Here is a 25,110-nt window from a genome sequence, read left to right as displayed (position 1 = left end):
ATATCTATTTGTTTTGTTTTTTCAAGTCCTGGACTTGTTTCTTTAATTCGTTAATCTCTTCTTTCGCCTCTATCATGTACAGAGTCATTTCTTCCATTTTTTTCATTAATAACTTATTCATCTCGCCCAGGTTCAATCCATCTTTAGCAATCTGTTGTTCTGATGGTATTTCGGGTAGATGTTGGTTTTGATCGATATATGCTTTAACTTCTTGAAGTGACGGTAACTGGTAGTCCTTTTTGAAAACATAATCTGGCCAGTTAGCTTGCAATTTAACAGTGACTGCTTCCGCTATAATCCCACCACCAACAGCCAGCTTGTTATTGCCCGTATTTCCGGTACTCAAACCAACCATTAGTCGACCATCACCTGTGAGCCACATTAATTGTTTCTCGGAGTTGTTGTTATCATGATTATAAAACGCAAACCCTCCAACGGTACCGGCTCCTTGATTGGCAATAAAATCTGTTTCACCTGCTCCCTGTGTCCTATTCCATCCAATTAATATTTTAGATGAGTTGGCTAAGAATCCAGTATTAAAGCCGTCTAAATTAGTATTACCTCCACAAAAAGCCCCATTTATGTCCAGCGGAGTATTAGGTATAGTGGTTCCTATACCAACTTTTCCACCTCCATCAATAGTGATATCATCCCCGTAATACCATGTAGCGCCTGCGCCAATTTTATTAAACATTCTACGGGTACCCAAAATCATCTTACCGGTGGCATCGCCAGTATTACTATTACCAGCTACTGTAATGATTCGAGCTTGCCCCCAGGGATTAGTTCCATCGGTATTAGCAGGAATAACAAATTCCAATTGCGCCCCATTTGCGAGGCCTCGCCCTCCATTATTAGACTGGATGATCAATGATTTCGAATCAAACTGCGAGCTTTGATTGATGAACGTACCTGTTCCGGAGATATGTAGTAATGACTGTGGCGTGGTTGTTCCAATACCAATGGAATTAGTGGTTGAAGTAATAGTGTTTGCTCCATTGGTTGTCCATTGTGCATGCACTAAAGATGAAAAGCTTAGAAATAGAGATAGGAAAAGGAAAGGTTTCTTCATGATAAGACAAGGATAAAAGACTATTTAATTTTATTGACGAGCAGTTCGAGTTTTTTATTTAATTGATTAATTTGCTCTTGTAGTTTATTATTGATCGCTTTCTGTTCGTTTATCTCTGTATCTTTCTCTATCAGGTACAAAGTCAACTCTTCGATTTTCTTCATATGTAGTTTACTCATCTCACTCACATCCAAGCCCTTCTTGATCATTTCTTGTTGAGATGGAATTTCTGGTAAATGCTGATTTTGATCTATATATGCCTTTACATCTTGAAGGGTTCGTAGTTGGTAATCCTTTTTGAAGACGTAATCGTTCCAGCCAACTAAATCAATCTTGACTGCTTGGGAATGTATTGTACCATTCACATCCAACTTATTCTGTGGATTTGTTGTTCCAATACCCACATTCCCATTAAAGTTGATACGCATACGCTCCAGATTAACGCCGTCACCTCCAGCTCCTGTTGCCCAGCATGTCCTGAATTGCAACATAGATACGTCATCAAAATTAGTAGCCACTCGTGAAGCTTCTATAGATGCGTATTCAGAGCCGCCTGAACCAAATGCGAGTTTCCCCATACTGCTTCCATCATGTGGACTAGGCTCCTTATCAAAAAGCTGAATTATAGGAGTACTGTTTATAAGAGTTAATGCACTTCCTGGAGTTAAGGTACCTATTCCCACATTCCCTTTATTAATCGTTAAATAAGCATTTGTTGCTGTTCCCCAGGATTGAATATCTGAAGTAGGATCTCTTTCCCACCAGGTGCGGGTATCCGTTTGCGGTGTTCCAAATGAAGCATCAATAGAAATGCCATCATGTAATCTGGCTGTTGTAAAATCGCTACCTCCCACATTCCTGACCAGCCATAAATTATTCAGGAAGCTATTGGCTCCTGTAGAACCCCCGGTTGTAGCCAGCAGTGTATTATTTTTAATAACACTGCCTAACACCAAACCTTGATAAATATTAAATTTAGCGTTTAAATTAGTGGTGCCAACACCAACGTTCCCAGCCCCGTTAATTAAGAACTTAACGCCTCCCGCATTTTGAATCTTTAAAAAATTATATTGTCCTCCGTCTCCTGCTGTTGTTTTAATTCCGGCAATTGTTGCTCCTCCACCAAATCCGTTATTGACTCCATTGACCAGAAAAAGGGATCCATCTGCAGTATTCCCACCCTCCGACTGGACCGTTAAACCTGCTGTAGGGGTGGTTGTGCCTATACCTGCATTTCCACTTGTTGGAAATGTATTTTGAGCATGACTACTGTATGTAGCAAATAAGATAGCTAAAAGGATTAGATAAGGGGTTTTCATAAAATAAAGTAAGACTAAATCGAGTAGAGTTATAATTTAAAAGGCACAGAAAAATAACCAGCCAATTCCATAAGGGAGGCCTAGCTTTTCGGATATATTGATATAGTTATTGGAACAGTCCTTGTTTGGACTTGAGGGGTGCGAGTTTGATCATTGTGATAAGTTATATTTTTATTAATTGCAAGGTGATTCAAATATAATTATTTATGATTCTAAATAAATAGAGTATATTAAAATATTATACCTAATTAATACAAACTTAACATATAGGTTAATCACCCACCCTTCTATTCGGATTTTGGGGAGAATATCACTTTAGCCAAAAACGTCTTTATCAATCACGCCTGTACTTTTATGGACAGGGGCGGCATCACTTTGGAAGATGATGTACTGATCGGGCCTAAAGTAAGCCTCATCACCACAGGTCATCCATTAGATCCGGCTGAACGACGTGCGACGATCTCGAATGGAATTGTCATAAAAAAGGTGCCTGGATCGGTGTAGGTGCAACGGTTCTGCCAGGTGTGACTGTTGGTGAGAACGCAGTGGTCGGCGCAGGTGCAGTAGTCACTAAAGATGTCCCCGATAACATGATCGTTGGCCGAATTTCTGCAAAACTATTAAACCCATCGAACAATAAACATACGATCGAACAGAAGAACATTTATTCAGCAAACTGCTGTATCCGGGGCCGGTTTGATGCTGGCGCGACCGCGCAAGTATTTTCATCTATTAATAATCAAACAATGAGTATTATAAAACAAAAAGCTACGCTGGTCGCAAGGTGTCATCCCGGAACACAGGAAGTGATGAGCTTATACCCTGAAAACAAGATCTACCGCAGATCGAATTATTAAAGCATCGGAGATCAATGATGCCAGGGATAAAGTAGTAAACAAGCGAGCACGCTATCGGTATGTTATCTATGCGGCGACTATATAAAATTTAGAAACATGGAAAATCAATATACAGCACCCGAGGGCTTCGGCTCGGTGGCCGCACAATACTTTACCGGCAATACCTGGTTGAAAATGAGGGTAACCGCAGATGAGGTGATCAATTGTGCCATAGGCGAAGTGATATTTGAGCCAGGCTGCCGGAACAACTGGCATACACATCCCAGCAACCAGATATTGATTGTTACGCAAGGCGTGGGTTATTACCAGGAAGAGGGTTCGCCTATACAGGAAATTAAGATTGGTGATATTGTGAATGTGTTGCCGGGTGTAAAACACTGGCATGGCGCAACGCCCAACGGCAGGTTTGCGCACTATGCTGTGGGGATCAATACGGAAAAGGGTGTGGTGGACTGGCTTGAGCCTATTAGCTACGAGCAGTACAACAGCTTTAAATAGTTAGTTCAGGCTTGATTGAACAAGCAATTATTATAAATTGCTAATGTGGTATTTCGCCAATGATAAGCAAAATTCTGACTTATCATTGGCTGTGATTAATCAATCAAAAAGTCAAGCCCTCACGTCGTCGAATAAAGGTATTACCACATAAGCAAAAGATTTACGAATCCTCGCTGAGTTTATCAATTCGGCTTAAACGCTCCAAATCTTCCACAAAACGGTTGAAAATCTTTCACTCTCGCTACTTAAGGACACCCCATTGGGGTTGTTTCCTTTTTTTATGCCAATAAAATCCTGTGGTCCAAACTGTTACCGTCCGACCGATTCGTGTTCGACAATTACTAAAAAACTCTTTAGACATTTATTCAAAATGGTCTAAAAAGCAGCTTTAAGGGTCTATTATGGTCGATTTTGATGTGTTCGACTTCTCCTTTGGGTTATGGGCATTTTCTACTTCCTCTTTTTTGCTATAATTCTTCGCTATCAGATAAAGAAAATCCAAGATGACGCTAGCCTCGCTATCATCTACCTCAATGCCATTTTTGGCCAAAACGAAAATTGCACGTTTGACCGAAACCTTTCTTTCTATAAAGTTCATTTCTTTGACTTGCTCTTTATGTTCAATACCAATATTTTTGACAATGCATCGGTAAGACCCAACGAAATCTCGCCCGTTTGAAAGTTCACCTCATTCGGCGGAATAAGCTTGACTAGATGCTTTTTGTCCGCGGTGTCCAGACTGGCATATCCCCTAAAGGGATCTACCAAGGCTCCATGCTCTAATTGACGCTGTATATCAATATTGTTCAGCTTATCAATATTATCGCCCAGCTCTTTTTTTAGACATGCGGAAGTTGCCAGAAACTCTTTTTTGAATTCACTGTAGTCATCAAACTTCAATATATCTTCCACAAATAGCTTTCGAGCCTTAGAAAGTGCCGATTGCTGTAGTGCAAGTTGCCGTAATAGCTGTCTCCTTTCACTCACGCATTCCATTCTATGCGTATTCAAGTTAGAATCATCCAAAACAGCGTGAAAGCAATGTAGTTCACATAATCGTTGGCCGCTGCTTCGGCCTTTCCAAGTTGTACATGGCTTGGTTCTCTAGGAATGTGATGATCTGCCGATGCTTACTTTGTCACGGGCAGATGAAAAAAGCGCTCCATATCCAACGGTAAAAAATCAAAAGCAGGTAACAGAGACGGGAATGAGTGACGTATTTTCAAGAGGTAGAAATTCAAGAGGTAGAAAATTTAAATGGTCTGACGCATACAGAAAGCGTGAAATACTGTTCATTTATAATTTACCTATAGTCATCTGGTCTTTTGAGAAGAGCCTCGTTTTTCAGAAACAATAGAAACATAAGTAATATGTGGATGAAAACCCCTAAAAGAACAATGCTTCCAATGTTAAGAAATAATTTATTCGACAGGAACAGGTTAAAAATGACCGGCCAGATTACGGTAAGGGAAATTATTGAAACCACTGCCCCAAAGTAATATTTTACCGAAAGCGGAAGCTTATCTTCATTAAGCGTAAGCAAATAATAAAGGTTAGGCAACACTCTATTTTGTACTTCGTCAGCAATATCTATCAACAGCTCTTTAGAATATGTTACATCACTGAACTTGCCGGCGTCAAATTGCTTGGCAGCACTGATAATATTTTTACCAAATGTGGATTGAGCATCGTAAACAGGAGCATTTTTTTTATTATCAAGGTAATTATACACTTCATTGTAATCAACAAACGCTAAAAAGTCCTTTATTTCCTTCGAGGCAAAAATTATGACTGGCGGGTGTTTAGTATATAATAAATTAAGATTCTGCAAAGGGTGTAGGTCGGCAAACATTTTTAGCTGTAGATATAGCCAGATAATATCCGCTCTAAATCCGGGGGCTGTTATCAGTGATTGAAAGTAATTAAATTCTACATCGGTTTGGTCCATTTCCAATCCTTTAGCATCCCAATATGAAATCCTATCGCTGATTCGTTTAGCATATTTGAAATCTTCACTTTCATTCCAGAATACATGATCGTTTATCAAATGGAAACATATCTTTTGAAATTGCGCCAGCTTATCAGACAATGCCTTTATCTGAGGGGCTCGTTTTAATTTTTCCTGCCTGAGATTCAGAACACGCGTCATTAGAAACGTCATAATAAACGAACCAAAGATACCTGTAACAAAGTTGATATTTTGATTAATTACAGCGATCTTGTCCAGTTCTTTTTCATCAGCATTATAAAAATGTTTTATTGAACATACCGTCAATACCGCGGTAGCAGTGGTTGCGATAAGGGTTGGCCATATCCAGATGCTTTCAAAAAGTTTTTTTAGCAAACCTTTCTTAGGTGGTCGAACTGCATTTTTTTCAGGCGTATAAACTTTAAAGATTTGACAGTTTTCATTGTATGAATCCTCGCCACCATAAAGCAGGTGTAAAGTGATATTATTGAACTTCCTGAGAAACGCTATGGATACTTCTCGTTCTGTAAAGCGTTTATTAAACACTTTGGTAATATCTTTTGCTAATTGTTTTGGATCACGATGCCAATTTTGATACTCCGAGAGGTCGATACTAACATAATTGAATTTTCTATTGATGGTACTTACTACCCAGGAATTGTTTTTGGGATTATTTAAAATTTCGCCAAGTATGGATTCTATGCTACGATCAATTAATTTCTCCAATCTATTTCTTGTTACGTTTCGGATAATGAGGCGCGTTTTATTGCGAATAAATAATGAAACACTATATCTAAACTGTTTAAAGAGCTTTTTCATGATTTAGGTTTAAGGGAGAACTTGAGTCAAGATGTGCAGTCTGATACCGTCCATTCGATAGTGCCCCGGTTCGGTAGTGTTAAAAAGATCATCACCTCGATATAATTTCATTTTTATAAAATTTAACTAATGCGTATTTGTCCCAAATCGTAAAGTTCAGCGGTATTGATATCGACAAAAGTTGCTGCTATAGGTCTGGCCATGAATAGCGCAATTGGTGGGACGGCTCGTTGCAGTCCAATTCCATAAAGGGCTCCTGTAACCGGAGCATGCGCAATTTTACGACCAAGTAAACTAACATGCCTGCGCAAGCCTAAAAGCTCTCTTAACTGGCCCTTATAATATCTGCCAAACTTACATTCGATCAAACAATCAATGTGTTGCGGTGCAGGATAACCATCGTAATCGGTAATGACTTCATCCGCCAGCTCCGATTTGATCACAACGGCATCTGCTTCAAACAGCATACCCGTGGGGGCTGACCTTTCCCTGGCTACTAATCCAAAAACTTCAACATCAGCAGCAAAATAGTAGGCCTCCCCATTGTTAAATTCAATAAAAAAAGACTGTTCTTTCCTGAATTTACCTGGAGCCTGATTTAAAAAGTAACCGGCAGCCGGGGAATTGATATTTTTAACACCACTTTTAATCCGGGCGTATTCTTGCATTAAATCCGCCAAAACCAAGGCTTCGTAAGCCGATTCCACAGTTTTGGAAAAACGAACGGTAGAAACACTTTTAAGCCCAGTAAGTAGGCTATCGAATTTTGCTTTTAAGGATAGGACGCTCATAATTAAATTTCGGTTAAGAACGTATCAAGTTCCGTTAAAAATCTGTCATCATCCAATTCTCGATATTCTCTTAGAAAATCCAATAGCCGTATTAATTTGTTAATATTTGGTTGTTCGAGAATATGATTAAGCTCGACCTGTCGCCAGTTCCCGCTGATGGCAATTTTATAATTAACGGAATCCGAATCAAAAAGACGATTAATCCTTTGTGAAAACCCATGGGGAATACCTGAAAGTTTATTAAAATACTCGCTCCCGGCTTCCAACAAGATAACTAATGCACGGGAGGCTCCCCGATCATTTTGGGTTGAGAGATTGATCAAAAACTGCAATTCAGTTTCGGTACTCCGATAACTATAATCAGAGCTATATTCATAATATGCTTTTTGGGATTCGTTCGGCGGAATGGCAAACGTTAATATATCTGTAAGATTATTACGCCTAAATTCATCTAAAAGCGCCTCAAAAATCTGCTTGGCTAATTGTTCCGTCATAAGGTTTGATATGGTAAGTTACATCTATTATGACCAATAATTCAAATAAAAACCTCACCTGCTTAATAATTTTAGTTGGACATGTGGAAAAGTGGAAAAATCTATAGTTATATGAGATGATTAACTCATTTAATAAAACTTCCTTCACATATTGCAACTCTCATTTCTCAAAAGTGTTGTCTTCTAAATCATCGAGATATTATAGGGGATTACTAAATCCAACAATGCCCATTTTCGCTATTTGATAAATTAGAAATGAGAAAGCTCCAATTGATATTTACTTTTTGAAAGCAAATGATTTTGTAGAAAAAAACATATCTTTATGATCTATCAGTAGCTCAATTGGATAGAGCAGCAGATTACTAATCTGTAGGTTATGGGTTCGAGTCCCATCTGGAGGATATAAAATGTAAATCTTCCAGATGGCCTTGAATTAAAATAATACTAAAACCCCAAGGCAGGATATTTTTTATATTTCACCCTACGATTGTCGAAAGCTTTCATCTTACCTTCCAGGATATCTACAATGTGATTGTTCATAATTTTGTCCTCAATTCCGCCAGCATCACAGGAAACCACGTAATCATTTTCCTTATCGATGTTCATGTATATGATCTGCTCAGCATCGGCTACTATCGCAAGGTTTGGGTTATGGGTAACCATAACTATCTGCCGAAGTTTCTTTGCACGTTTAATGTATGGAACCAGGATTTCGGCCACGCTCTGATTATCGAGATTATCTTCAGGTTGGTCAATTATCAACGGCTTATTATCCTTATCCAATACAAGATAAAAAACGAGTAACAGTCCGCCTTTCTCCCCCGGTGATAATTGGTTTAAGCCCTTATCATTTAACCGCAGGTCATATTCCGGCTTTAGATAGGAAAGAGAGCATAAGTAATTAAAGAAATCAATTTTACGGTTATCCTTATAACGAATATCCAGCGTATCAATTTCCGCCAAAAACTCATTGATACTGTCCTCAAAATCAAAATCATATTTGCCAATTAACTTGCGGATCGCTTCGTCGCCATTATTATGAAAATCACCATAGCGGAATACATAGTCAAAAAACTGTGTATAAAATATTTTATCTACTTTAAATGAACTTTCAATGGTGATGTTTTGTTCGGCGCTGTATTCTTCCAAAATACCGGAAATGGCTTGCTTCATTTTATTATAGATTTCCTGAATCTGCTTCTTTTGATTGTAAACCTCCAGTGTAAACTGCTTGCGCAACTCTTTATGAGTTTCGATTTCTTTTGGCAGATCATTATCTATGTAGGCCAATTCAGCCTCAAAAAATTTAATTGTATCGGGAATAACATCCGAGCCGATGATTGCTTTCTGCTTAGTTTCCCAATCTTTTATCTTAACGAGGTAATTTTGATAATCTTTAAATGGCTTTTCCAGCTCTTTTTCGAGCGTTGTTTTTTCTGCTGGTATTTGTCAATAAAAGTTACAATAATCCCTGATTTTAAGAAAACATCTTTTTGACATTTTAACAGCTATTGTAAATCAAGTTATTTTTACCTTTATAACCTAATCTAAACAATATTACAATATATGCTTCAGGCTTATCCCACTAAAAACGGAACTGGCGTTTCCATTTTCGGAGACTACGGCGATTTATCTTCACTATATGAAACGGTTCACCAAATAGCGCATACATTAAATGAAGAAAATAAATTTCAAAAGGGACAACATCAATTATTGATGAACTTCGCTTATGAAATCAGACACGCTTATTCAGGCGATCGATTAACCGATGAATTTCAATATCCGGGTGACGATCATAAATTATACTACTCCGGATTTCAGTTAGTTTGGACAGATATTTTAATATTTATTACCGCGTTACGCCAAAATGCAGGGTATTTTTCAACAAGTAAATTACATCAGGCTAATCTATATTTACTCGAATATGTGATCCAGAAAGCGCTGTTAGAATACGATCCAGCAGGAGGTGAAATCATAACTATTCTAGAAAAGGACTTTTCTGTTGGAAATGAATATGCCTTTATCATCTATCAGGCATTACATATCGACTTTGTATCTGACCGCAGCGGCAAAGTAAGGTTTCGTAAGATACCTCAACTGATTTCCCATTATTTTAATACATGGTCAGCTGAATACAAAAATCTTATCGCTTCATTCCAAAAGTCTGCCACGGAAAAAGGTTGTGAAATTACGGATCTTGAGTTTAGTGAATTTCCAGAAATCAAGTGGTAAGGTGATTAAGTTCTTACATCTGTTCAATCATTTCAAACCCCAATAGTTTTATCATGACAGTATATATATTAATAAACACGAGCCGTCCTAATGATCCGGTATTAGGGGTATATGACAGTGAATTTCTGGCTGAAAAGCGAAAATTGTATTTCAAAACGGTTTACACATATGACGAATTAAAGATTGTCAACAAGTCTATGGAATACATTGACAGGGAATAAATTGTAGTTTGGATGTTCCAATTAACATAACAGAAAACAATATATATGATCGATATATCTCAAATTAAGAAAGACAGATTTCGCTACCTGAATTATCTATATGAGCAAGCTGGCGGCAGCCTCAATGCGGTCTATGATATGGAAGAACTCGGGAATGAACTGGGTTTTGAGTACAACCTGATGAGAAATGTGGTTGACTATTTAATGAATGAAGGCTTGATTGAACCCCACGGATTAGGTGGAACCATTAGGTTAAGTCATAAAGGAGTAAAGGAGGTGGAACAGGCCAATGAAAGCCCAGATGAGGCTACCGAACATTTTGGCCCTATTATTACTTACAACATTCATTCTTCGGGGGAGGGAAATATTGTCAATATGGGTAATAACAACGTATTTAATCTATCGCAGACTTTTGATAGATCCGCGATAAAGGCCCAGACGCAAAAAATAAAAGATGTCCTTGGAGATGATATTTTTATAGATGAAGATAAACGAAATGAGGCCTTAGCATTGTTGACCCTTTTATTGGCGGAGGTTCAGGCTGGTGGCCCTTCTAAAGATACCATCGGACTATTACTTCGAACCGGTTCGAATATACCATCAATCGGCTCATTGGTCTTATCATTATTCTTACTTATTTATACGCTATAACCACTAAACCTAATCTTATCATGTACAATTTAAATGAAAGTCAGTGTGATAAACTCGATCAGATATTAGATCTATTTGAGAACAAAGACTATCTCGAAGCTGAAAAAATACTTACCGTTGAACCCAACGAAAGAAAGGCCAACGCCCTTCTTGACGTTTTAGTGCGGCGTAGGTTTATTACGCGGGTTGGTGAAACCGAAGAAAATTTACTGCCCATTGTCATCAATCTTGAATCACCCGCTGACATATTCATAGAGAATGGAGGTTTTAAAGCTGAATTTAAAAAGCAACAATTGAAAGAACAATCCGACTTGGCAAAAGAAGGAACTCAAATTAATATACATGCTACCGGTCACGGTAATTTGATTAACACTGGGAACCAAAATACAATCAACGCGCAGATAAATATATCTGCGAGAGACATTGCATTTTTCCAGGAGGAGTTAAAGAAACACAAAGTCGAACAGGAAGATATTAATGAAATTTCTGCTATAGTTATTGCAGAGGAGCCCGAAATAGTTGGTTACGGTCCGCAGGCAAAAAACTGGATAAGAAAGATGTTGGATAAATCACTGAATGGTACGTGGGAAATAGGAATTGCGGCTTCTGGCGGTATATTAACTGAGATCATCAAAAAATTCTATGGCATATAACCATATTATCACATTTGAGAATGAAACTATCTTTTTCCTTTTTATCATTACGTGTCTGGCAACTACAAAACCGCCGGAATCTGCCAAAACAATCACTGGTTATGTTTTTGACCTGCCCGCTTTGAAAGGCAAGAACATCGACGCGGTAACCAAATCATTGGGGAAGCCAAGTGAAGAACTTAAACCAACTGCTTTGGAAATCAAGAATCACATTACGGGTATTAAATTTCTCACAAGAGGTAAGTATATATTAGATGTGGAATATTTCGCAGATTCTAAAAAAGTTGAAAGTTACTTTTTAGGCGAAAAGGATATAGTTGCTGATTATAAACCATTAATTGCGATCGGCAATTTTGATTAACACAATCGATTATTATATCGAGCCAGTCAGAGCACAAAAAGATCATGCAAAGTTTACCGGAATAAAAATCACTCCCAAATAAAATGTGGCAAATTTCAGAGGACCGTTATCCACTTAATTACCGATGAAGCCCTTTTTTTTTAGACTCCATCAGTAAAAGAATGATAGATTTCAAAATCACTCAAAACTTGTCGATTCGGCTTAAACGCCCTAAATCCTCCGCAAATTGGCTTTAAAGTCTTTCATATTTGGCTACAGAAATAGCCTACACATTTCGTAAAGCATTAAAAGTTAAATATCAAGGAACTATTAAAGGTCAACTTTGTCAAACAACCACTTTGCATCTGCAACAGCCTGTAAATCAGTTAAAAAAGTCGACAAATTACCACTCCCTTCTACTACAAACGGCAAAAGCCTTGAAAGCAAAACCTTTCAAGGCTTTGTTTTTTATAATTTAATTTCCCCTTTACCTACACCGGTAGCATCAATTCTTTTTTACCGCCCGAATACCCTCCCTTACCGATCATTCGGAAGGTTTAACCAGTTTGATCTTGTCGCAGGTCTTTCCCGGGTTTAGTTTTACAGCAATGATTAATCATCTTATTTAAAATATTTTACCAGATTAATCGTCTATATCACTATGGAAAATAACTACATCATACCGAACCCAATACCTGCTGCGCCCAACAAAGAGCAGGAGCTCGCTATACTGTTTTTGGATATCCGCAACTTTACCGGCTTGATGGAATCACAGCCGGAGCAAACGGTTATCCAGGTGGTTCGTCGTTTATTCACCACCTTTAATCAGATCATAAAGAAATTTGAGGGTAAAGTAGTTGGGGTTGCCGGCGACAGTTTATACGCTGTATTTGGCTTGCAAACCGAGTTGAAGGAATCCGTAAACAATGCTTACCAGGCCGCCAAAATGATGTTTCAAACCGTCAGGATGTTTAACGATGCTTACACGGAGCCATATGACGGTGGGCCATTGGAAATTGGGGTCGGCTTACACGCGGGTAAAGTATTTGTGGGCGAATTTGGGCTGGACAACACGCCGCAATTGTCAGTAATGGGCCTGCCGGTGAATATCGCTGCCAGGCTTCAAGCTAAAACAAAGGAGCTGAACAATGATTTCCTTATTTCCGAATATGCTTATCAATCGTTAATACCTACCGATGATTACTCCAGCCTACACACCATTGAACTGCAAGGTATCCGCCAAAGTCAACAGATACGTTTGGCAGGGAAGTCCTATAATAATCTGCATTATTTAGCCAGCCCGAAAACAGATTTGGATTATTTGTTAGCGATATCTGGTTAAAACCAACTACCCCTATCCGGATAGTTGGTTTTATATTTTTTGAGTCCCCTTCTTATATTATAGTGTAATTCTTTATACGATCAAAGCCCGGTATCACCCGAAGCTCTATTTGGCGAAATAATTTCTTAATTCGCCGCTATTTTCAGCGTAGTTCCACCTGATCTGGTCATTCTTTCCGTCACCATTGATATCAGCAAAAAAGAAATCGGTATCACCGCTTTGTGAAGTACCCCGCAATGAATAATACGGACCATCAAATGTATTAGCAGTGGTAGCATAATAAATCTTGAGCTTACCTAAATAATTACCAGGGTTCCAGTATATCTTGTCTGCCCGGCCATCGCCATTTACATCGGTGAAATAAAATACCGTAGCGGCCGAAACACTTGAAGCGCCGGCATCAGTAAATGAGGTTGAAGCGGTAAAGGTACCATCGCCATCTGACAGGAAAACCGATGGTTTACCGGAGTTGAGCGTTGGTTGCCAAAGTATCTTATCTGCCTTTCCATCACCATTTACATCTGCATAATAAAATGCCGAACCACCTGTAGTACTCGCACCTTCGGTGCCAGATACCACCGTACCGCTGAAATTACCGTTTGAGGTGGCGAGATATACACGGGTATGACCAGAATCAAAAGTGCCATTCCAATAGATCTTATCTGCCTTGCCATCACCGTTTACATCGGCAAAATTATAGATAGTGGTAGTTCCTGCGCTGGTTCCTTCAGGATTATCGATCACGGTTGCGCTAAAATTGCCATTGGTGGTAGCTAAATAAACACGTGTATGCCCGGAGTTTAAGGTTGGATCCCAGAGTATCTCATCGGCCTTGCCATCGCCATTCACATCGGCATAATAATAACGCGTGGTAGTTGATGTAGAAGCACCTGCTGTATGCACAACCGCCGTTGCCACGAAAGTACCATCGCCATTGGAAAGGAATATTTGTGGGCGACCACTATCGTAGGTAGCGTTCCAGTATACTTTATCTGCTTTACCGTCGCCGTTGATATCGGCAAAATAGAATTTGGTATTCGCGTTTGCGCTTTTCCCGTTGGCATCAGCGAGGGCGCCGCCAAAAATACCGGGCACAAAATTTGCCATCACCGGCCAGTGATCTGAAGGCCAGAAACCGTTATAACTGGTAGTAATTACCTTCCACGAAGTGAAAGACATGCTCCGGTCGCTCATTATCCAGTCTATCTTACCCGTACCGGTAGGTGTCCAACCATGAAACGTAAGGTCGCCATCAGTATCACCAAGAGCATCCACCAGATCCAGGCCATCCTTCAGATTATTGATCTCTTCGGTACCGGGTTTAGCATTAAAGTCACCAAAAACAATTTCTGGTAGACCTTCGGTATTATACTGTTTAACCGCTGCAACCAGAGCCTGTGAATTTTGCAGCCTGACGGGCTGTGAGTCAAATTGCCAGTGGCTGTTACTTACAAAGTATCTCAGACCCGTAGAATTATCGAGTAATTTGGCCCAGGTACCGGTATTGGTTGGCCCAAGCACAATGGTACCGCTACTTTGCAACGTAAAGCGGTTGGTTTTATAAAAAATAACTTTGGGCGTGCCCATGCCTGCCGATTCATCAAAATACACCCCATAACCCAGGGTTGCCATCTGCGGGATAAACCAGTTTTCAAATGAATTATCCGAAAACTCCTGCAGCCCGAAAATATCGGGGTTATTGTCAACGATGATCTGGCGGATATTGCCCTGGCGCTCCGTAATAGATTGTGCGTCGGAAGGATCATTATGTCTTACGTTGAAGGACAAAACCCTGATCTCTGGACTTGTTGCCGATGCCGATAGCTCATTAACAGTCGGCGGCTTACTGTTATTTACTGTTTTTGAATCGCCAAGCTGTGATTTCTGGCAGCTGGAAAAGCACAACAAGCTGCCTAACAAACAGGCTGTTGCTTTGATAAAGTTTGTGTTGTTATTTTTCATGATAGGTTGATATTTATTTAATAGGACGATTTACATATAGTACGTTATAGTGTGATTAATCAGGTTTACTTTACTGGTTTATCAAACAATGGAACGGTGAACTGGCTATCGGCATCAGTTTCACTTGTATTGGCATAAGGTGAAAATGTTTTGACCGATAACTCATTATTCTTAACGGAGAATTTATACAGGCGCATCAAACCATTACCTCCGTTTGGCCGGCTTTGATAATCATTAAGGAAAGCCTTGATCGTATGTCCGTTAAAAGTTTCTGTACGATAACCCTCGCCATTATCACCTACGTGACCGCAAAGCATCATGAACAGATTTGGATTGCCCTTAAGGCTTTCATAAATGGCTTTACCCTGCGCGTTAAAAGGGGCCTGCGGTGTATTGGAACCGGTTACCGGGTTAAAATGCAAAATGGAATGGCTTACCACAATTGCCTTGCGGGTTACATATTTGGCCAGGATTTGGTTGGCCCAGCCGTACATTCCAGCCTGGTCTTCATTAAAAGCATCAAACTCTAAAAACAACACAATGAAATCAACACCACCAGCCTTAAAAAGATCATAGTGGCTATCGTTATTATTACCGTAGTGACCACCGTAATAAGACCGGCCCTCAAAATGTTTTACCCCAAAATATTGATTATACCCATTGGTGGTGCCCTTAACCGGGTATTGCGACGGGAACTGGTCATGGTTACCAACAGCCAGGCCGTAAGGGATGCTTACCGGGTTTTCCAGGCCGTAAAGCGCGGTTTTGGCCAGATACCATTCGCTCCTTGCGGTAACAGGATTATCCCCATGTTCGGTAATGTCGCCCATGTGTGCTACATAAGCGATGTTCTCTCTAACCTGGTTCTTTTTTATCCATTCTATCTGCGCTTTGAACATATCAAAGGTTCCGCCAAGCTGGGCCTGGGCCAGGTAGTATTGTGTATCGGGTAGCACCGCGATGCAAAAATCCCCGGGTTTAACCACAGGGTCGGGGCCGGGAGTATTTAAAACCGTATCCGTTAAGGGTAAACCATTTTCAGCATTTGCATGATAATTCAGTAACAACAGGCCAAGGCAAAACCCGGCTGCGAATGTTTTTCTGTAATTCGACATCATATTTTTGTTTAAAGATTCATAATATCCCCTCCTGCCAATATGCACGAGGGGATGTAAAAATATCAGATCAATAACCGGGGTTTTGTGTTAGCGATGTATTCAAGCCTATTTCAGCCTGAGGTAAAGGATATAACAGTTTATTATTATTAACAATGTATGAATCAGGCGAGATGTAGCTGATCTGGGTTTTTAGCTTAACACCAAAAGCATTCATTAAATTAACTGCATTACCAGTGCGCACCAAATCGTGCCAGCGCTTGTTTTCGAATGCCAGCTCAACACGGCGTTCATGCAAAATAGTATTGCGCAACGTTGTCTGATCAGCACTGGCAACCGGAGCCAGACCTGCGCGGGCCCTAACCGTATTTAAAGCCAACAGCGGTGATTTACCCTGCTCGTTTTGGGCTTCGGCCAGTAATAGTAAAGCCTCTGAATAACGGTAGATCGGAAAATCATCGGCCGAGCCGGTTATGGCAGCTGGTGTGTGCTCATATTTTTTGATATAAGGCACTGCTGTTTTTCCACTTGGGGGTCCGCTGTAATTTACAATGCTCTTTACTGCCGAATAAGTAAAATAACTACTGCCATCATATGTACCCTCGGCAATACCTACAGAGGCATCCAGGCGTTTGTCGCCAGTTTCATAATTACTGATCAGGTCCTGTGATGGCGTATTCCAGCCACCGGTAGTAGTATTGTCAATAGCCAGCGTAGTAATTAACGATGTATTTTTACTTCGGGGCAGGAAATGAAAGCACAATGGATTGGGTGTGGCGCCGGTAAGCGTTCCATCCAAAAACTGCACTTCAAACAGCGACTCTTTGTTGTTTTTATTGGCAGGTAAAAACGCGTCGGCATAATTGGTGTTCAAACCGTAGCCCATGGCCGCTAAAGTGCTTAGTTGGGCTTCTGCATCAGCCCAACGTTTTAATGTTACATATACATCGGCCAGCAGCACAGCTGCCGAACCTTTGGTAGCAATTCCCGTTTGCGGAAACTTTGCGGGAGGCGCCAGTTCGTTCAAGGCATCGGTGGCATCGGCAATGATCTGCTTGTACACATCATCGGAAGACGAGCGCGGCAGGAATGCATCATCGGGCGTAGTCACTTCCTTAACAAAAAGCGGAACGCCGCCAAACAGCCTCACCAATTTAAAGTACATCAGCGCACGCAGAAATTTACTTTGCCCATCATAACTTTTCACAGAAGCATCGGCAATACCCGATGCCGTTTTAAGCCTCGAAATCACAATATTTGCCCTGGATATTACCAGATAAGCGTTTTGCCATTCGGTAGCGGTATAACTATCGGTTGAAGCGTCCATAAAATCAGAAAGTTTTTCACGATCTGTATACGCTGTACCCCGGTTATTTAAAAACGACTGATAAATGGTGTTATCTGAGCGCATTTCAGAAAACAGGTAATCTGTTGTTACTACATCGCGCAAGCCTGCATAAGCAGCTGTAACCGCCTGCCCAAACTGTGCATCGGTTTTATAATAATTTTGATCGCTGTATGATGATTGGGGTGTTAAATCAATAAAGCTTTTTTTACATGAGGCAGCTGTTAGTAATGATAACCCCATCAAAATATATATTTTTTTCATTGTGCTCTTTTTAAAGTTTTGTAGTTTGATTATTTTATTGAAGCCGAAACGCCTAATGAAAAAGTCCTAGGGATGGGATACGCATTTTCATCAACACCAATACCCTGGGTTGCGTCTTGCCCGCTCAGGTTAATTTCAGGGTTCATGCCCGAGTAACCGGTAAATACAAAAGCCTGCTGCACCGAAGTATAAACGCGGAGAGATTTAAACGCGAAATTATTTTTGAAGCGCACTGTGTATCCCAACGAAATGTTTTTTATGGCTAAGTACGATCCATTCTCGATCCATTGGGAGTTTACCGCACGCCCAAGTGCTGTAGTACCCGTTTCGGTGCGAGGATAAATGCCCGAACCTGGGTTATCAACCGAGCGCCAATGATCAAGTGCAGCAGCAAGCGGCACACGCGAACCATCCATATTGGTTTGATAGGCCCATTTTGCGGCATTAAGGATCTTACCGCCCACAGAAAACGAGGTATGGATATTCAGGTCGAACTTTTTATAGGTAAAGTGGTTGGTAAAGCCGCCTGTAAACTTAGGTGTAGGATCACCGATAAATGTACGATCGTTCACATCGTCAATCACGCCATCACCATTGATATCTTTAACCTTGATGGTCCCTATATCTGATACCCCCTTAGGCGAGGTAGCCGTAGCCTGATATTTTGGAGAATTGGCCAGATCGGCTGCATCTTTATACAAGCCTTCAAAAACAAACCCGTAAAACTCACCTAAATGATGACCAACCTGTTGCCTGAAGTAATCGGATGATACAGTGTTATTGCGGCGGATATACCCTGGCGACACCAGGCTCTTGATCAGGTTACGATCAAACGACACATTGAAAGAACTGCTCCAGTTAAAATCACGGTTGTTAATGTTAACCGTGTTGATGGTAATTTCATGGCCCCAGAAGGCCAGCTTACCCACATTATCATAAACAGTTGTATAACCCGATGATGTTGGCAGCGCCCTGGCTTGAATCAGGTGGTCAGAAATTTTGTGATAATAGTCATAAGTAAGGCTGATACGATTTTTCAGTAAACTGAGATCAAACCCTAAATCAAGCTGTAAACTCCGCTCCCATTGCAAATTAGGGTTACCCAAATTACTAAGCGTAGTACCCTGGGTAATGGTATTATTATAATTGTAATAGTAATTTGAAGTAGTAGATTGTGCTACATAATTACTCGAAAAGAAATTATTGCCTGTTACCCCATAACTGGCGCGAATTTTAAACAGGTCAACGACTTTTAAACGTTCCATAAATTTCTCGTCACTTGCTACCCAGCCAGCCGATACAGAAGGAAAATTACCGTACCTGGAATTTGCACCAAAACGGGAAGACCCGTCATTACGGAATGCTCCCTGCAGCAGATACTTGCCTTTATAATTATAGTTGATACGTCCGATAACCGATAATAATGAATAAGCTGTGTAGGAACTATTACCGGTTACGCTGGTGGCCGCGGTCAGGTACGGGATATCATCATTTGGGAATCCCAGGCCGGTTAGCGTATTTGAAGTTGATGAATACTTCTGAACAGAATATCCACCTAATATTTCGAAATGATGATCCTGATGAAAAGTTTTAGTATAGTTCAGATAGCCCTCTGCTGTATATGAACCATTATCGACCGAGCTGCTGGTACCCGTTGGGTTATTAGCTGTAGAAGTTACAATACCCGACTGGTAATAGTTACGTGTTTCGCCACCTTTATCAACGCCTACGTTTACTTTTAAAAGCAGATCTTTTATAACCTCATAATTGAGGTAAGCGTTTCCAAGTATGCGTGTAGTTTTGTAATTATCATTAGTAAGATTAAACTGGGCCAATGGATTAACATAGGCTACCATGCCTGGTGAACTCACATTGCGCTGATAAGTTCCATCGGCATTGAAAGGAGAAATCAGCGGACTGGCTTCGAAGATACGCTCAAATAAGCCGCCCACACCATCTGTTGTTAAACGGTTGTTATGATCCAAACGGTAGCTTGGTGCCAAATTAACCCCTACTTTTAGTTTGCCATTGGCTACAGACAGATCTTTATTGAAACGTGCAGAAAATAAACGTGTCCCTGTGTTAATTAAAACACCTTGCTGATCCTGGTAACTGACTATGGCAGTAGAGGATGATTTTTCGGTTGCCGACTGTATCGCTACATCGTAACTCTGAATAGGCGCGGTTCGCGTAAGCAGTTTATACCAATTGGTTCCGGTACCATAGCTTGAAGGGTCGACATCGAGGTAAGCGGCCTTATAGTCATTGGCGATGGTATAATTTTTTTCATATAACAAGCCATCCTGTGCCCGCTCTCTCATAAACTCGGCAAACTGCTCGCCGTTCATTACCTTCGGAACCCGGTTACCAGGAAGTACCTGCACACCATAGTTAGCATTAAACTCCACTGAAGTACCCCCTCCCGGTTTAGCGTGTCGGGTAGTGATAAGTACTACCCCGTTAGATGCCCTTGAGCCGTATAAAGCCGTGGCAGACGCATCTTTCAGAATACTAAAACTCTCAATTTCATCTGGATTAATATTGTTGATACTACCGGTTATAGGCATTCCATCAATTACAAAAAGAGGCTGGTTATCTGTAAAAAAAGATGCAGCACCACGAATACGGAAATCTATCCCTCTACCCGGCTGACCGCTGCTTTGCACAACCGATACACCGGCTACCTTACCCTCCAGTTGTTGTGCAAACTGCATTACCGGCATATCCTGCAATGGCGCGGCATTAAGCTGTGCTATTGAACCCGTAATTTCCCTCGATCGCTGCTTACCATAACTTACCGTAACCTCTTTAAGCTGATTATCCGCCATCAGACGGATATTTAACACCGTGGCCTGGTTACCGGTAACTTTAACATTGGCAGATTCCACCCGGTTATAGCCCACAAACGTTACGGCTACCGTGTAAATACCCTCGGGCAAGCTGAGGTTATATTTGCCATCAAGATCGGTTATCATTCCATATGAGGTGCCCACGATACTGACCGACGCGCCTGGCATGGGCTCACCGTTTTCATCCGTGACCCTCCCGCTTATCCGCCCCGCGAGTTGCCTGTAGAGGATGATATTACCGGCCTGTTCTTTAAAACCGATCTCCTGCCCTTTGAACAAGGCCATAAGGATGTTTTTCAGGCTTTCATTTTTATAATTCGCCGCGTCGGTATATTTGCTGGCGAGTTTTAAAAATACGTCGTCATAGGCAAATACCACATTGGCCTTTTGCTCCAGTTTTTTGATAACCGAAGAAAGGTCCTCGTTGCCGAAGCTGATATCCACCCGGGTATTCACGCCCTGTGCTGCTAACTCAGTGGCCCGCACCGATACCAGGCCTATGGTTATTGATATGGAAATAAGTAAAAAAGAGATACGCATAAACTGTCTGCATAACTGTGTATGGAAATTCATATTTTTGATTGCTTTGTAATGAGTCAAATAGTTGCTGAGCATGGCAAGTGGGGTCTGCAAACCTTCACCTGCTGAAAACTAAAGCCGGCTCCTGCTGAAACAGGGACCGGTTTCTTTATTAATTAGGGCTAATAAATAATTACGTTAGTGCCCTCCTTTCTGAAATGTGCATTATGTATCGCGCTGATGAGTTTTAGCGTTTCTGAAGCAGGCATATCGCGTTTGATACGTAAACTGAACAGATAGTCATGTACACGCTGGTTACCCGCTTTTAATGTAAGACCATACAGGTTTTTAAAAACAAGTGATAGCTCTTCAAATTTTACGCGGTTCAAATAGGTGTCGCCGTCTTTCCAACTTTGGCTCTGACTGGCATCTACTTCTTTCTTCTCAAAAGTCCCCTTATTGGTCACGTAAGTGAGCTCGTGTCCCAGCGTGAGGAATGACAGTAGTTTTGCCCCCTTGCTTACTCCTACTTTACCGGTAACCACTGTAATTTTAACGTGAGGCAAACTATGATAGGCGTTGATATTGAACGAGGTCCCTAAAACCTGTACCTGCAGCGGAGCCGTAACAACTCTGAATGGCTTATGGGTATTATGTTTTACTTCAAAAAAAGCCTCACCTTCATCTAAATAAACCTGGCGTATGTCTTTATCAAAATTGGAAGGTATGCGCACCTGGCTTTGCGCGTTTAGCCATATCACCGAGCTATCGGGCAGGGTTAATTTCCTAACCTCTCCGTTAAGCGTACGTAAAGTAGTGTAGGTTTCCGGAACCGGAGTCGCGGGCCTGAGCAGGAAATAAATTAGCGAAGACAAAGAGCATAGCAACAAAACACTTGCAGCAATGCGGTAATTGAACCATAATGAAGGTGTTGATTTATTGATATGGATAGATTCACTAATGTTTGCGTGTATGGCATTTCTGACACGCTCCCGCTCCTCCGCAGATAACACCTGCTTTTCATTTTCGCCTTCGTACGAATCATACCAGGCTTCAATTATGGCTTTTTCGGTTTCATTAGTGGTGCCTTTCTGGTACCGGCGCAGTTGTTTTATAAATTTACGTAGCTCCATGTTGGGATTTTCAACAGTAAGTCGTTAAAAAGCCCTGCAGGTACTTATAATTTACATCAACATTTCGTTAACTAATTGTAAAGCGCGAATAATATCAAAGCAATATAAGCAGCACTTTGTTCGGGATGTTTTTCAGAAACAACGATACGTAGCCTTCGTAACACTTCAGAGATATAATTTTTAACTGTTTGTTCGGCTAGTCCCAGTTCGCTGGCAATAGCCTTTACCGATTGATTTTCGCTGCGTAGTTGATAAACTTTTTGCAGCATTTCGGGCATATGTTTAACAGCCTGTTCGAGTGTCTGCTCCAGCTCAAGATACCCAGCATGGTCATGTATTGAATTTTCAAGCAACTCCACTCGCTGCAAGGCATCCTCAAGGCGAACATGTGTAACTTTTTGCGATCTAAAATAACTGATCACGCTAAAGCGTACAGCGCTCAGTAAATATTGCTCCAAAGTGGTTTGAATGGATAAGGTATGCCTGCGCTGCCAAAGTTTAATAAAAATCTCTTGCACAAGATCTTGTGCCTGCGCTTCATCATCAAGTCTGGACAAGGCTGCCCGGTATAGCCGCTCCCAATAACGCTCAAACATCAGGTCAAAAGCCGAATGATCGTCTTCCCGGATACGTGAGAGTAAAATAGCTTCGGCAATTTCCATGATTTGTTTGCCACAAACCTACACTACTAATGTTAACTAAACTTTAAGAAAACAACCACCCTATGGTTGTCATGACTGTATTTTTGAACTCGGGTAATTATTCGAAAAATTAGCAAGATTCAGATTAATTAGATTGGTGCTGGAAGCAAGGGATGATCAAAATCTCTTTTTGTCGATGATCTCCATAAAACTACTCCTGAATTTTTCGCTTATAGGGAGGCGCTTGTCGCCGATAAAAATATGGTTATCTTCTATTTTAACTAATTGTTCGGAATTGACAATATAAGAATTATGTACCCTGATAAATGGCAGTAAAAGTTGTTGCTCAATGTCCTTTAACCTGCGGTAAATGAGTAACTGCTCCTGTGAAGTTACTAATCTTACATAGTCCTTTTCTCCTTCAAAATACAGAATATCTTTCAGGGATATTTTTCTAAATGCTTTGCCCGATTTTACGAAAAAGTAATCCCTGTCTGGTTCGGCATTTACAAGTCTTTCAGGCTCGCGTTTCAAAAAATAAGGTTCTATTTTTTGCACTGATGATAAAAAACGTTTTAGGGTGATAGGTTTTAGTAGATAGTCGACCGTTTGAAAAGTATAACTGTCTACAGCATATTCGGAATAAGCGGTGGTAAAAACGATTTTGGTTTGAGGCGGCAATAAAGTAGCCAGTTCCATACCGGTAAGCTGGGGCATATTAATATCTAAAAAAATAAAATCGACGTGGTTTTTCTTTAAAAAAGCTAATGCTTCCAAGGCATCATAACACTTAGCTTTTAGCTGCCATTCTGTACTTTGTTTTATCAACAACTCCAGCAGGTCAACCGCATCAGGCTCATCATCAATAATTATGCAGCTTAAATTCATACAAGCGGTATTTTTAAAAAAGCGTGGTATAGTTCCCCGTCCTTCTTAGTAGTTAACTCAAAATTTGAGCCATACAGCATCGATAGTCTTTTTGTCAAGTTCGCAATCCCAAATCCGTTTGAATCAGTCGGTACCGTCGGGTTAAACCGGCGATTGCTGGTCTTGAAAAGCAGATAGCCATCTTTTTGGATTAACGAGATATCTATCTGGTTTTGCTTGCTCGACTTATTGATCCCATGCTTAAATATATTTTCTACAAAGGTCATTAGCAACATCGGGGGGATACGTAGCTCCACCTGATACGCTTTTTCAAAGTTAATAGTAACGCCATACCTGATACGAATTCTTTCCAACGCCATATAGTTTTCAATAAACGCAACTTCAGTTGTCAATGGAACTACATCCTTCGGGCTTTCGTCAACAAAATAACGCATGATATCTGACAAACGCTCTATCAAGCTGGCCGAGGGGGGATCAACTTTGTAAACCTTATAGTAAATATTATTCAGCGTGTTAAACAGAAAATGTGGTTGTACCTGCGATTTGAGTAAATTAAGCTCGGCCTGGCTTTTTTGAAGCATGATCTCCTCGGTTTGCTGCTTTAAAGTAAAGTAAGCAATTGAAATACGAAAAATAAGACTGAGAATATAGATCAGGATCCCGCTTGGAACATAATAGAGCAAATTCAAGAATTTTATATGAACTGGTTTTATGATTGAAAAATACTGATAAGCCACGATGGATGTATACCCGCGCAACATCCCGACAACCACAAGAAAAAGTACCACCAGGATGCCGTACCAAACAAACTTCTTTTTTTGATAAAACATGGGGTACAAGACCAGGATATTTCCATAAATAATAATCGCATAAGAAAGTGTACCGATCAGGGTAGATATTACAGACTTCCGGACGCCATCCATCGGTAATGCTGAAAAAAAGATCAACAATAATACAGCCACCCAGATGAGTAGTTGAAGCAGGGTGGTACTGGGTCTTTTTATTTTCATGTTCAAAAATACCAGCCTTTTATGTTTTAAGGTATTGTTTTACATCATTGGGCTATTATTCTCTACAATTACCCCAAAAAATCAGACGATTAGCCAAAAGAACGTCAAAAGCCAGGTTGTCGAATA

General features: G+C 40.5%; 21 protein-coding genes and 1 pseudogene. 6 read left to right on the top strand and 16 right to left on the bottom strand.

Going from position 1 to position 25,110, the window contains the following annotated elements:
• Window positions 1-4: 4 nt before the first annotated feature.
• On the bottom strand, window positions 5-1,072 hold the full coding sequence (locus BLR84_RS19430) for a hypothetical protein (RefSeq protein WP_090471428.1): 1,068 nt from the start codon (window positions 1,070-1,072) through the stop codon (window positions 5-7).
• Window positions 1,073-1,092: 20 nt separating this feature from the next.
• Complete coding sequence (locus BLR84_RS19425; RefSeq protein WP_090471427.1) at window positions 1,093-2,391, bottom strand: hypothetical protein; 1,299 nt, start codon at window positions 2,389-2,391, stop codon at window positions 1,093-1,095.
• A gap of 953 nt (window positions 2,392-3,344) precedes the next feature.
• Here BLR84_RS19425 and BLR84_RS19415 point away from each other — a divergent pair.
• Window positions 3,345-3,746, top strand: coding sequence for a cupin domain-containing protein (locus BLR84_RS19415; RefSeq protein WP_090471425.1), 402 nt, complete (start codon window positions 3,345-3,347; stop codon window positions 3,744-3,746).
• Between the two features lie 388 nt (window positions 3,747-4,134).
• Here BLR84_RS19415 and BLR84_RS19410 read toward each other — a convergent pair whose 3' ends face one another.
• From BLR84_RS19410 to BLR84_RS19380, 6 genes and pseudogenes are all read right to left on the bottom strand, one after another.
• Window positions 4,135-4,344: a hypothetical protein gene (locus BLR84_RS19410; RefSeq protein ID WP_090471424.1), complete on the bottom strand. Its 210-nt coding sequence runs from the start codon at window positions 4,342-4,344 to the stop codon at window positions 4,135-4,137.
• Entirely contained in the window at window positions 4,341-4,742 is a 402-nt protein-coding gene (locus tag BLR84_RS19405; protein WP_090471422.1) for a hypothetical protein, read from the bottom strand. Before BLR84_RS19405 ends, BLR84_RS19410 begins: the two co-directional genes overlap by 4 nt.
• A 307-nt stretch (window positions 4,743-5,049) precedes the next feature.
• Complete coding sequence (locus BLR84_RS19400; protein ID WP_090471419.1) at window positions 5,050-6,534, bottom strand: hypothetical protein; 1,485 nt, start codon at window positions 6,532-6,534, stop codon at window positions 5,050-5,052.
• A 122-nt stretch (window positions 6,535-6,656) separates the two neighbouring features.
• Window positions 6,657-7,325 (bottom strand): hypothetical protein, encoded by a 669-nt coding sequence (locus BLR84_RS19395; RefSeq protein WP_090471417.1) that lies wholly within the window; start codon window positions 7,323-7,325, stop codon window positions 6,657-6,659.
• Window positions 7,326-7,327: 2 nt separating this feature from the next.
• The gene (locus tag BLR84_RS19390) at window positions 7,328-7,819 is read right to left on the bottom strand and encodes a hypothetical protein (protein WP_090471415.1); all 492 of its coding nucleotides are present in this window, start codon (window positions 7,817-7,819) and stop codon (window positions 7,328-7,330) included.
• 444 nt (window positions 7,820-8,263) lie between these two features.
• Window positions 8,264-9,256 (bottom strand): annotated as a pseudogene (locus BLR84_RS19380) (TrlF family ATPase); the annotation flags it as partial.
• A gap of 129 nt (window positions 9,257-9,385) precedes the next feature.
• Here BLR84_RS19380 and BLR84_RS19375 point away from each other — a divergent pair.
• The 5 genes from BLR84_RS19375 (at window position 9,386) to BLR84_RS19350 (ending at window position 13,258) form a co-directional block, all read left to right on the top strand.
• Complete coding sequence (locus BLR84_RS19375) at window positions 9,386-10,051, top strand: DUF6904 family protein (protein ID WP_090471410.1); 666 nt, start codon at window positions 9,386-9,388, stop codon at window positions 10,049-10,051.
• A 266-nt stretch (window positions 10,052-10,317) separates the two neighbouring features.
• Window positions 10,318-10,923, top strand: coding sequence for a hypothetical protein (locus BLR84_RS19370; protein ID WP_090471408.1), 606 nt, complete (start codon window positions 10,318-10,320; stop codon window positions 10,921-10,923).
• A 20-nt stretch (window positions 10,924-10,943) separates the two neighbouring features.
• On the top strand, window positions 10,944-11,576 hold the full coding sequence (locus BLR84_RS19365) for a hypothetical protein (RefSeq protein ID WP_090471407.1): 633 nt from the start codon (window positions 10,944-10,946) through the stop codon (window positions 11,574-11,576).
• Window positions 11,566-11,937 (top strand): hypothetical protein, encoded by a 372-nt coding sequence (locus BLR84_RS19360; RefSeq protein WP_090471404.1) that lies wholly within the window; start codon window positions 11,566-11,568, stop codon window positions 11,935-11,937. Before BLR84_RS19365 ends, BLR84_RS19360 begins: the two co-directional genes overlap by 11 nt.
• Before the next feature lie 640 nt (window positions 11,938-12,577).
• The gene (locus BLR84_RS19350) at window positions 12,578-13,258 is read left to right on the top strand and encodes an adenylate/guanylate cyclase domain-containing protein (RefSeq protein WP_090471400.1); all 681 of its coding nucleotides are present in this window, start codon (window positions 12,578-12,580) and stop codon (window positions 13,256-13,258) included.
• Between the two features lie 105 nt (window positions 13,259-13,363).
• Here the strand turns inward: BLR84_RS19350 and BLR84_RS19345 are convergent, their stop codons facing one another.
• The 8 genes from BLR84_RS19345 to BLR84_RS19310 form a co-directional block, all read right to left on the bottom strand.
• The gene (locus BLR84_RS19345; RefSeq protein WP_090471396.1) at window positions 13,364-15,220 is read right to left on the bottom strand and encodes an FG-GAP-like repeat-containing protein; all 1,857 of its coding nucleotides are present in this window, start codon (window positions 15,218-15,220) and stop codon (window positions 13,364-13,366) included.
• A 65-nt stretch (window positions 15,221-15,285) separates the two neighbouring features.
• Window positions 15,286-16,338, bottom strand: a complete 1,053-nt coding sequence (locus BLR84_RS19340; protein WP_090471394.1) for a metallophosphoesterase — start codon at window positions 16,336-16,338, stop codon at window positions 15,286-15,288.
• Window positions 16,339-16,405: 67 nt separating this feature from the next.
• On the bottom strand, window positions 16,406-17,944 hold the full coding sequence (locus tag BLR84_RS19335) for a RagB/SusD family nutrient uptake outer membrane protein (protein WP_090471392.1): 1,539 nt from the start codon (window positions 17,942-17,944) through the stop codon (window positions 16,406-16,408).
• A gap of 29 nt (window positions 17,945-17,973) precedes the next feature.
• Window positions 17,974-21,366, bottom strand: coding sequence for a SusC/RagA family TonB-linked outer membrane protein (locus BLR84_RS19330; protein WP_255366992.1), 3,393 nt, complete (start codon window positions 21,364-21,366; stop codon window positions 17,974-17,976).
• A gap of 128 nt (window positions 21,367-21,494) precedes the next feature.
• Complete coding sequence (locus BLR84_RS19325; RefSeq protein WP_090471390.1) at window positions 21,495-22,445, bottom strand: FecR family protein; 951 nt, start codon at window positions 22,443-22,445, stop codon at window positions 21,495-21,497.
• Between the two features lie 71 nt (window positions 22,446-22,516).
• Window positions 22,517-23,107: an RNA polymerase sigma factor gene (locus BLR84_RS19320; protein ID WP_090471388.1), complete on the bottom strand. Its 591-nt coding sequence runs from the start codon at window positions 23,105-23,107 to the stop codon at window positions 22,517-22,519.
• 156 nt (window positions 23,108-23,263) lie between these two features.
• Window positions 23,264-23,974, bottom strand: a complete 711-nt coding sequence (locus BLR84_RS19315; RefSeq protein ID WP_090471387.1) for a LytR/AlgR family response regulator transcription factor — start codon at window positions 23,972-23,974, stop codon at window positions 23,264-23,266.
• Window positions 23,971-24,984 carry a sensor histidine kinase gene (locus tag BLR84_RS19310; protein WP_090471385.1) on the bottom strand — a complete coding sequence of 338 codons (1,014 nt, stop codon included), beginning with the start codon at window positions 24,982-24,984 and terminating at the stop codon, window positions 23,971-23,973. Before BLR84_RS19310 ends, BLR84_RS19315 begins: the two co-directional genes overlap by 4 nt.
• Between the last annotated feature and the right edge of the window lie 126 nt (window positions 24,985-25,110).

The sequence above is a fragment of the Mucilaginibacter sp. OK268 genome (genome assembly GCF_900103125.1).
Taxonomy (GTDB): domain Bacteria; phylum Bacteroidota; class Bacteroidia; order Sphingobacteriales; family Sphingobacteriaceae; genus Mucilaginibacter.
Note: the sequence above shows the minus strand (reverse complement) of the source record. Positions and strands in the feature narration are given on the sequence as shown.

Bases quoted from the DNA above. Each gene is read 5' to 3' on its own strand.
- BLR84_RS19430 (WP_090471428.1), bottom strand. From the start codon at position 1,072: ATGAAGAAACCTTTCCTTTTCCTATCTCTATTTCTAAGCTTTTCATCT.
- BLR84_RS19425 (WP_090471427.1), bottom strand. From the start codon at position 2,391: ATGAAAACCCCTTATCTAATCCTTTTAGCTATCTTATTTGCTACATAC.
- BLR84_RS19415 (WP_090471425.1), top strand. From the start codon at position 3,345: ATGGAAAATCAATATACAGCACCCGAGGGCTTCGGCTCGGTGGCCGCA.
- BLR84_RS19410 (WP_090471424.1), bottom strand. From the start codon at position 4,344: ATGAACTTTATAGAAAGAAAGGTTTCGGTCAAACGTGCAATTTTCGTT.
- BLR84_RS19405 (WP_090471422.1), bottom strand. From the start codon at position 4,742: ATGGAATGCGTGAGTGAAAGGAGACAGCTATTACGGCAACTTGCACTA.
- BLR84_RS19400 (WP_090471419.1), bottom strand. From the start codon at position 6,534: ATGAAAAAGCTCTTTAAACAGTTTAGATATAGTGTTTCATTATTTATT.
- BLR84_RS19395 (WP_090471417.1), bottom strand. From the start codon at position 7,325: ATGAGCGTCCTATCCTTAAAAGCAAAATTCGATAGCCTACTTACTGGG.
- BLR84_RS19390 (WP_090471415.1), bottom strand. From the start codon at position 7,819: ATGACGGAACAATTAGCCAAGCAGATTTTTGAGGCGCTTTTAGATGAA.
- BLR84_RS19375 (WP_090471410.1), top strand. From the start codon at position 9,386: ATGCTTCAGGCTTATCCCACTAAAAACGGAACTGGCGTTTCCATTTTC.
- BLR84_RS19370 (WP_090471408.1), top strand. From the start codon at position 10,318: ATGATCGATATATCTCAAATTAAGAAAGACAGATTTCGCTACCTGAAT.
- BLR84_RS19365 (WP_090471407.1), top strand. From the start codon at position 10,944: ATGTACAATTTAAATGAAAGTCAGTGTGATAAACTCGATCAGATATTA.
- BLR84_RS19360 (WP_090471404.1), top strand. From the start codon at position 11,566: ATGGCATATAACCATATTATCACATTTGAGAATGAAACTATCTTTTTC.
- BLR84_RS19350 (WP_090471400.1), top strand. From the start codon at position 12,578: ATGGAAAATAACTACATCATACCGAACCCAATACCTGCTGCGCCCAAC.
- BLR84_RS19345 (WP_090471396.1), bottom strand. From the start codon at position 15,220: ATGAAAAATAACAACACAAACTTTATCAAAGCAACAGCCTGTTTGTTA.
- BLR84_RS19340 (WP_090471394.1), bottom strand. From the start codon at position 16,338: ATGATGTCGAATTACAGAAAAACATTCGCAGCCGGGTTTTGCCTTGGC.
- BLR84_RS19335 (WP_090471392.1), bottom strand. From the start codon at position 17,944: ATGAAAAAAATATATATTTTGATGGGGTTATCATTACTAACAGCTGCC.
- BLR84_RS19330 (WP_255366992.1), bottom strand. From the start codon at position 21,366: ATGAATTTCCATACACAGTTATGCAGACAGTTTATGCGTATCTCTTTT.
- BLR84_RS19325 (WP_090471390.1), bottom strand. From the start codon at position 22,445: ATGGAGCTACGTAAATTTATAAAACAACTGCGCCGGTACCAGAAAGGC.
- BLR84_RS19320 (WP_090471388.1), bottom strand. From the start codon at position 23,107: ATGGAAATTGCCGAAGCTATTTTACTCTCACGTATCCGGGAAGACGAT.
- BLR84_RS19315 (WP_090471387.1), bottom strand. From the start codon at position 23,974: ATGAATTTAAGCTGCATAATTATTGATGATGAGCCTGATGCGGTTGAC.
- BLR84_RS19310 (WP_090471385.1), bottom strand. From the start codon at position 24,984: ATGAAAATAAAAAGACCCAGTACCACCCTGCTTCAACTACTCATCTGG.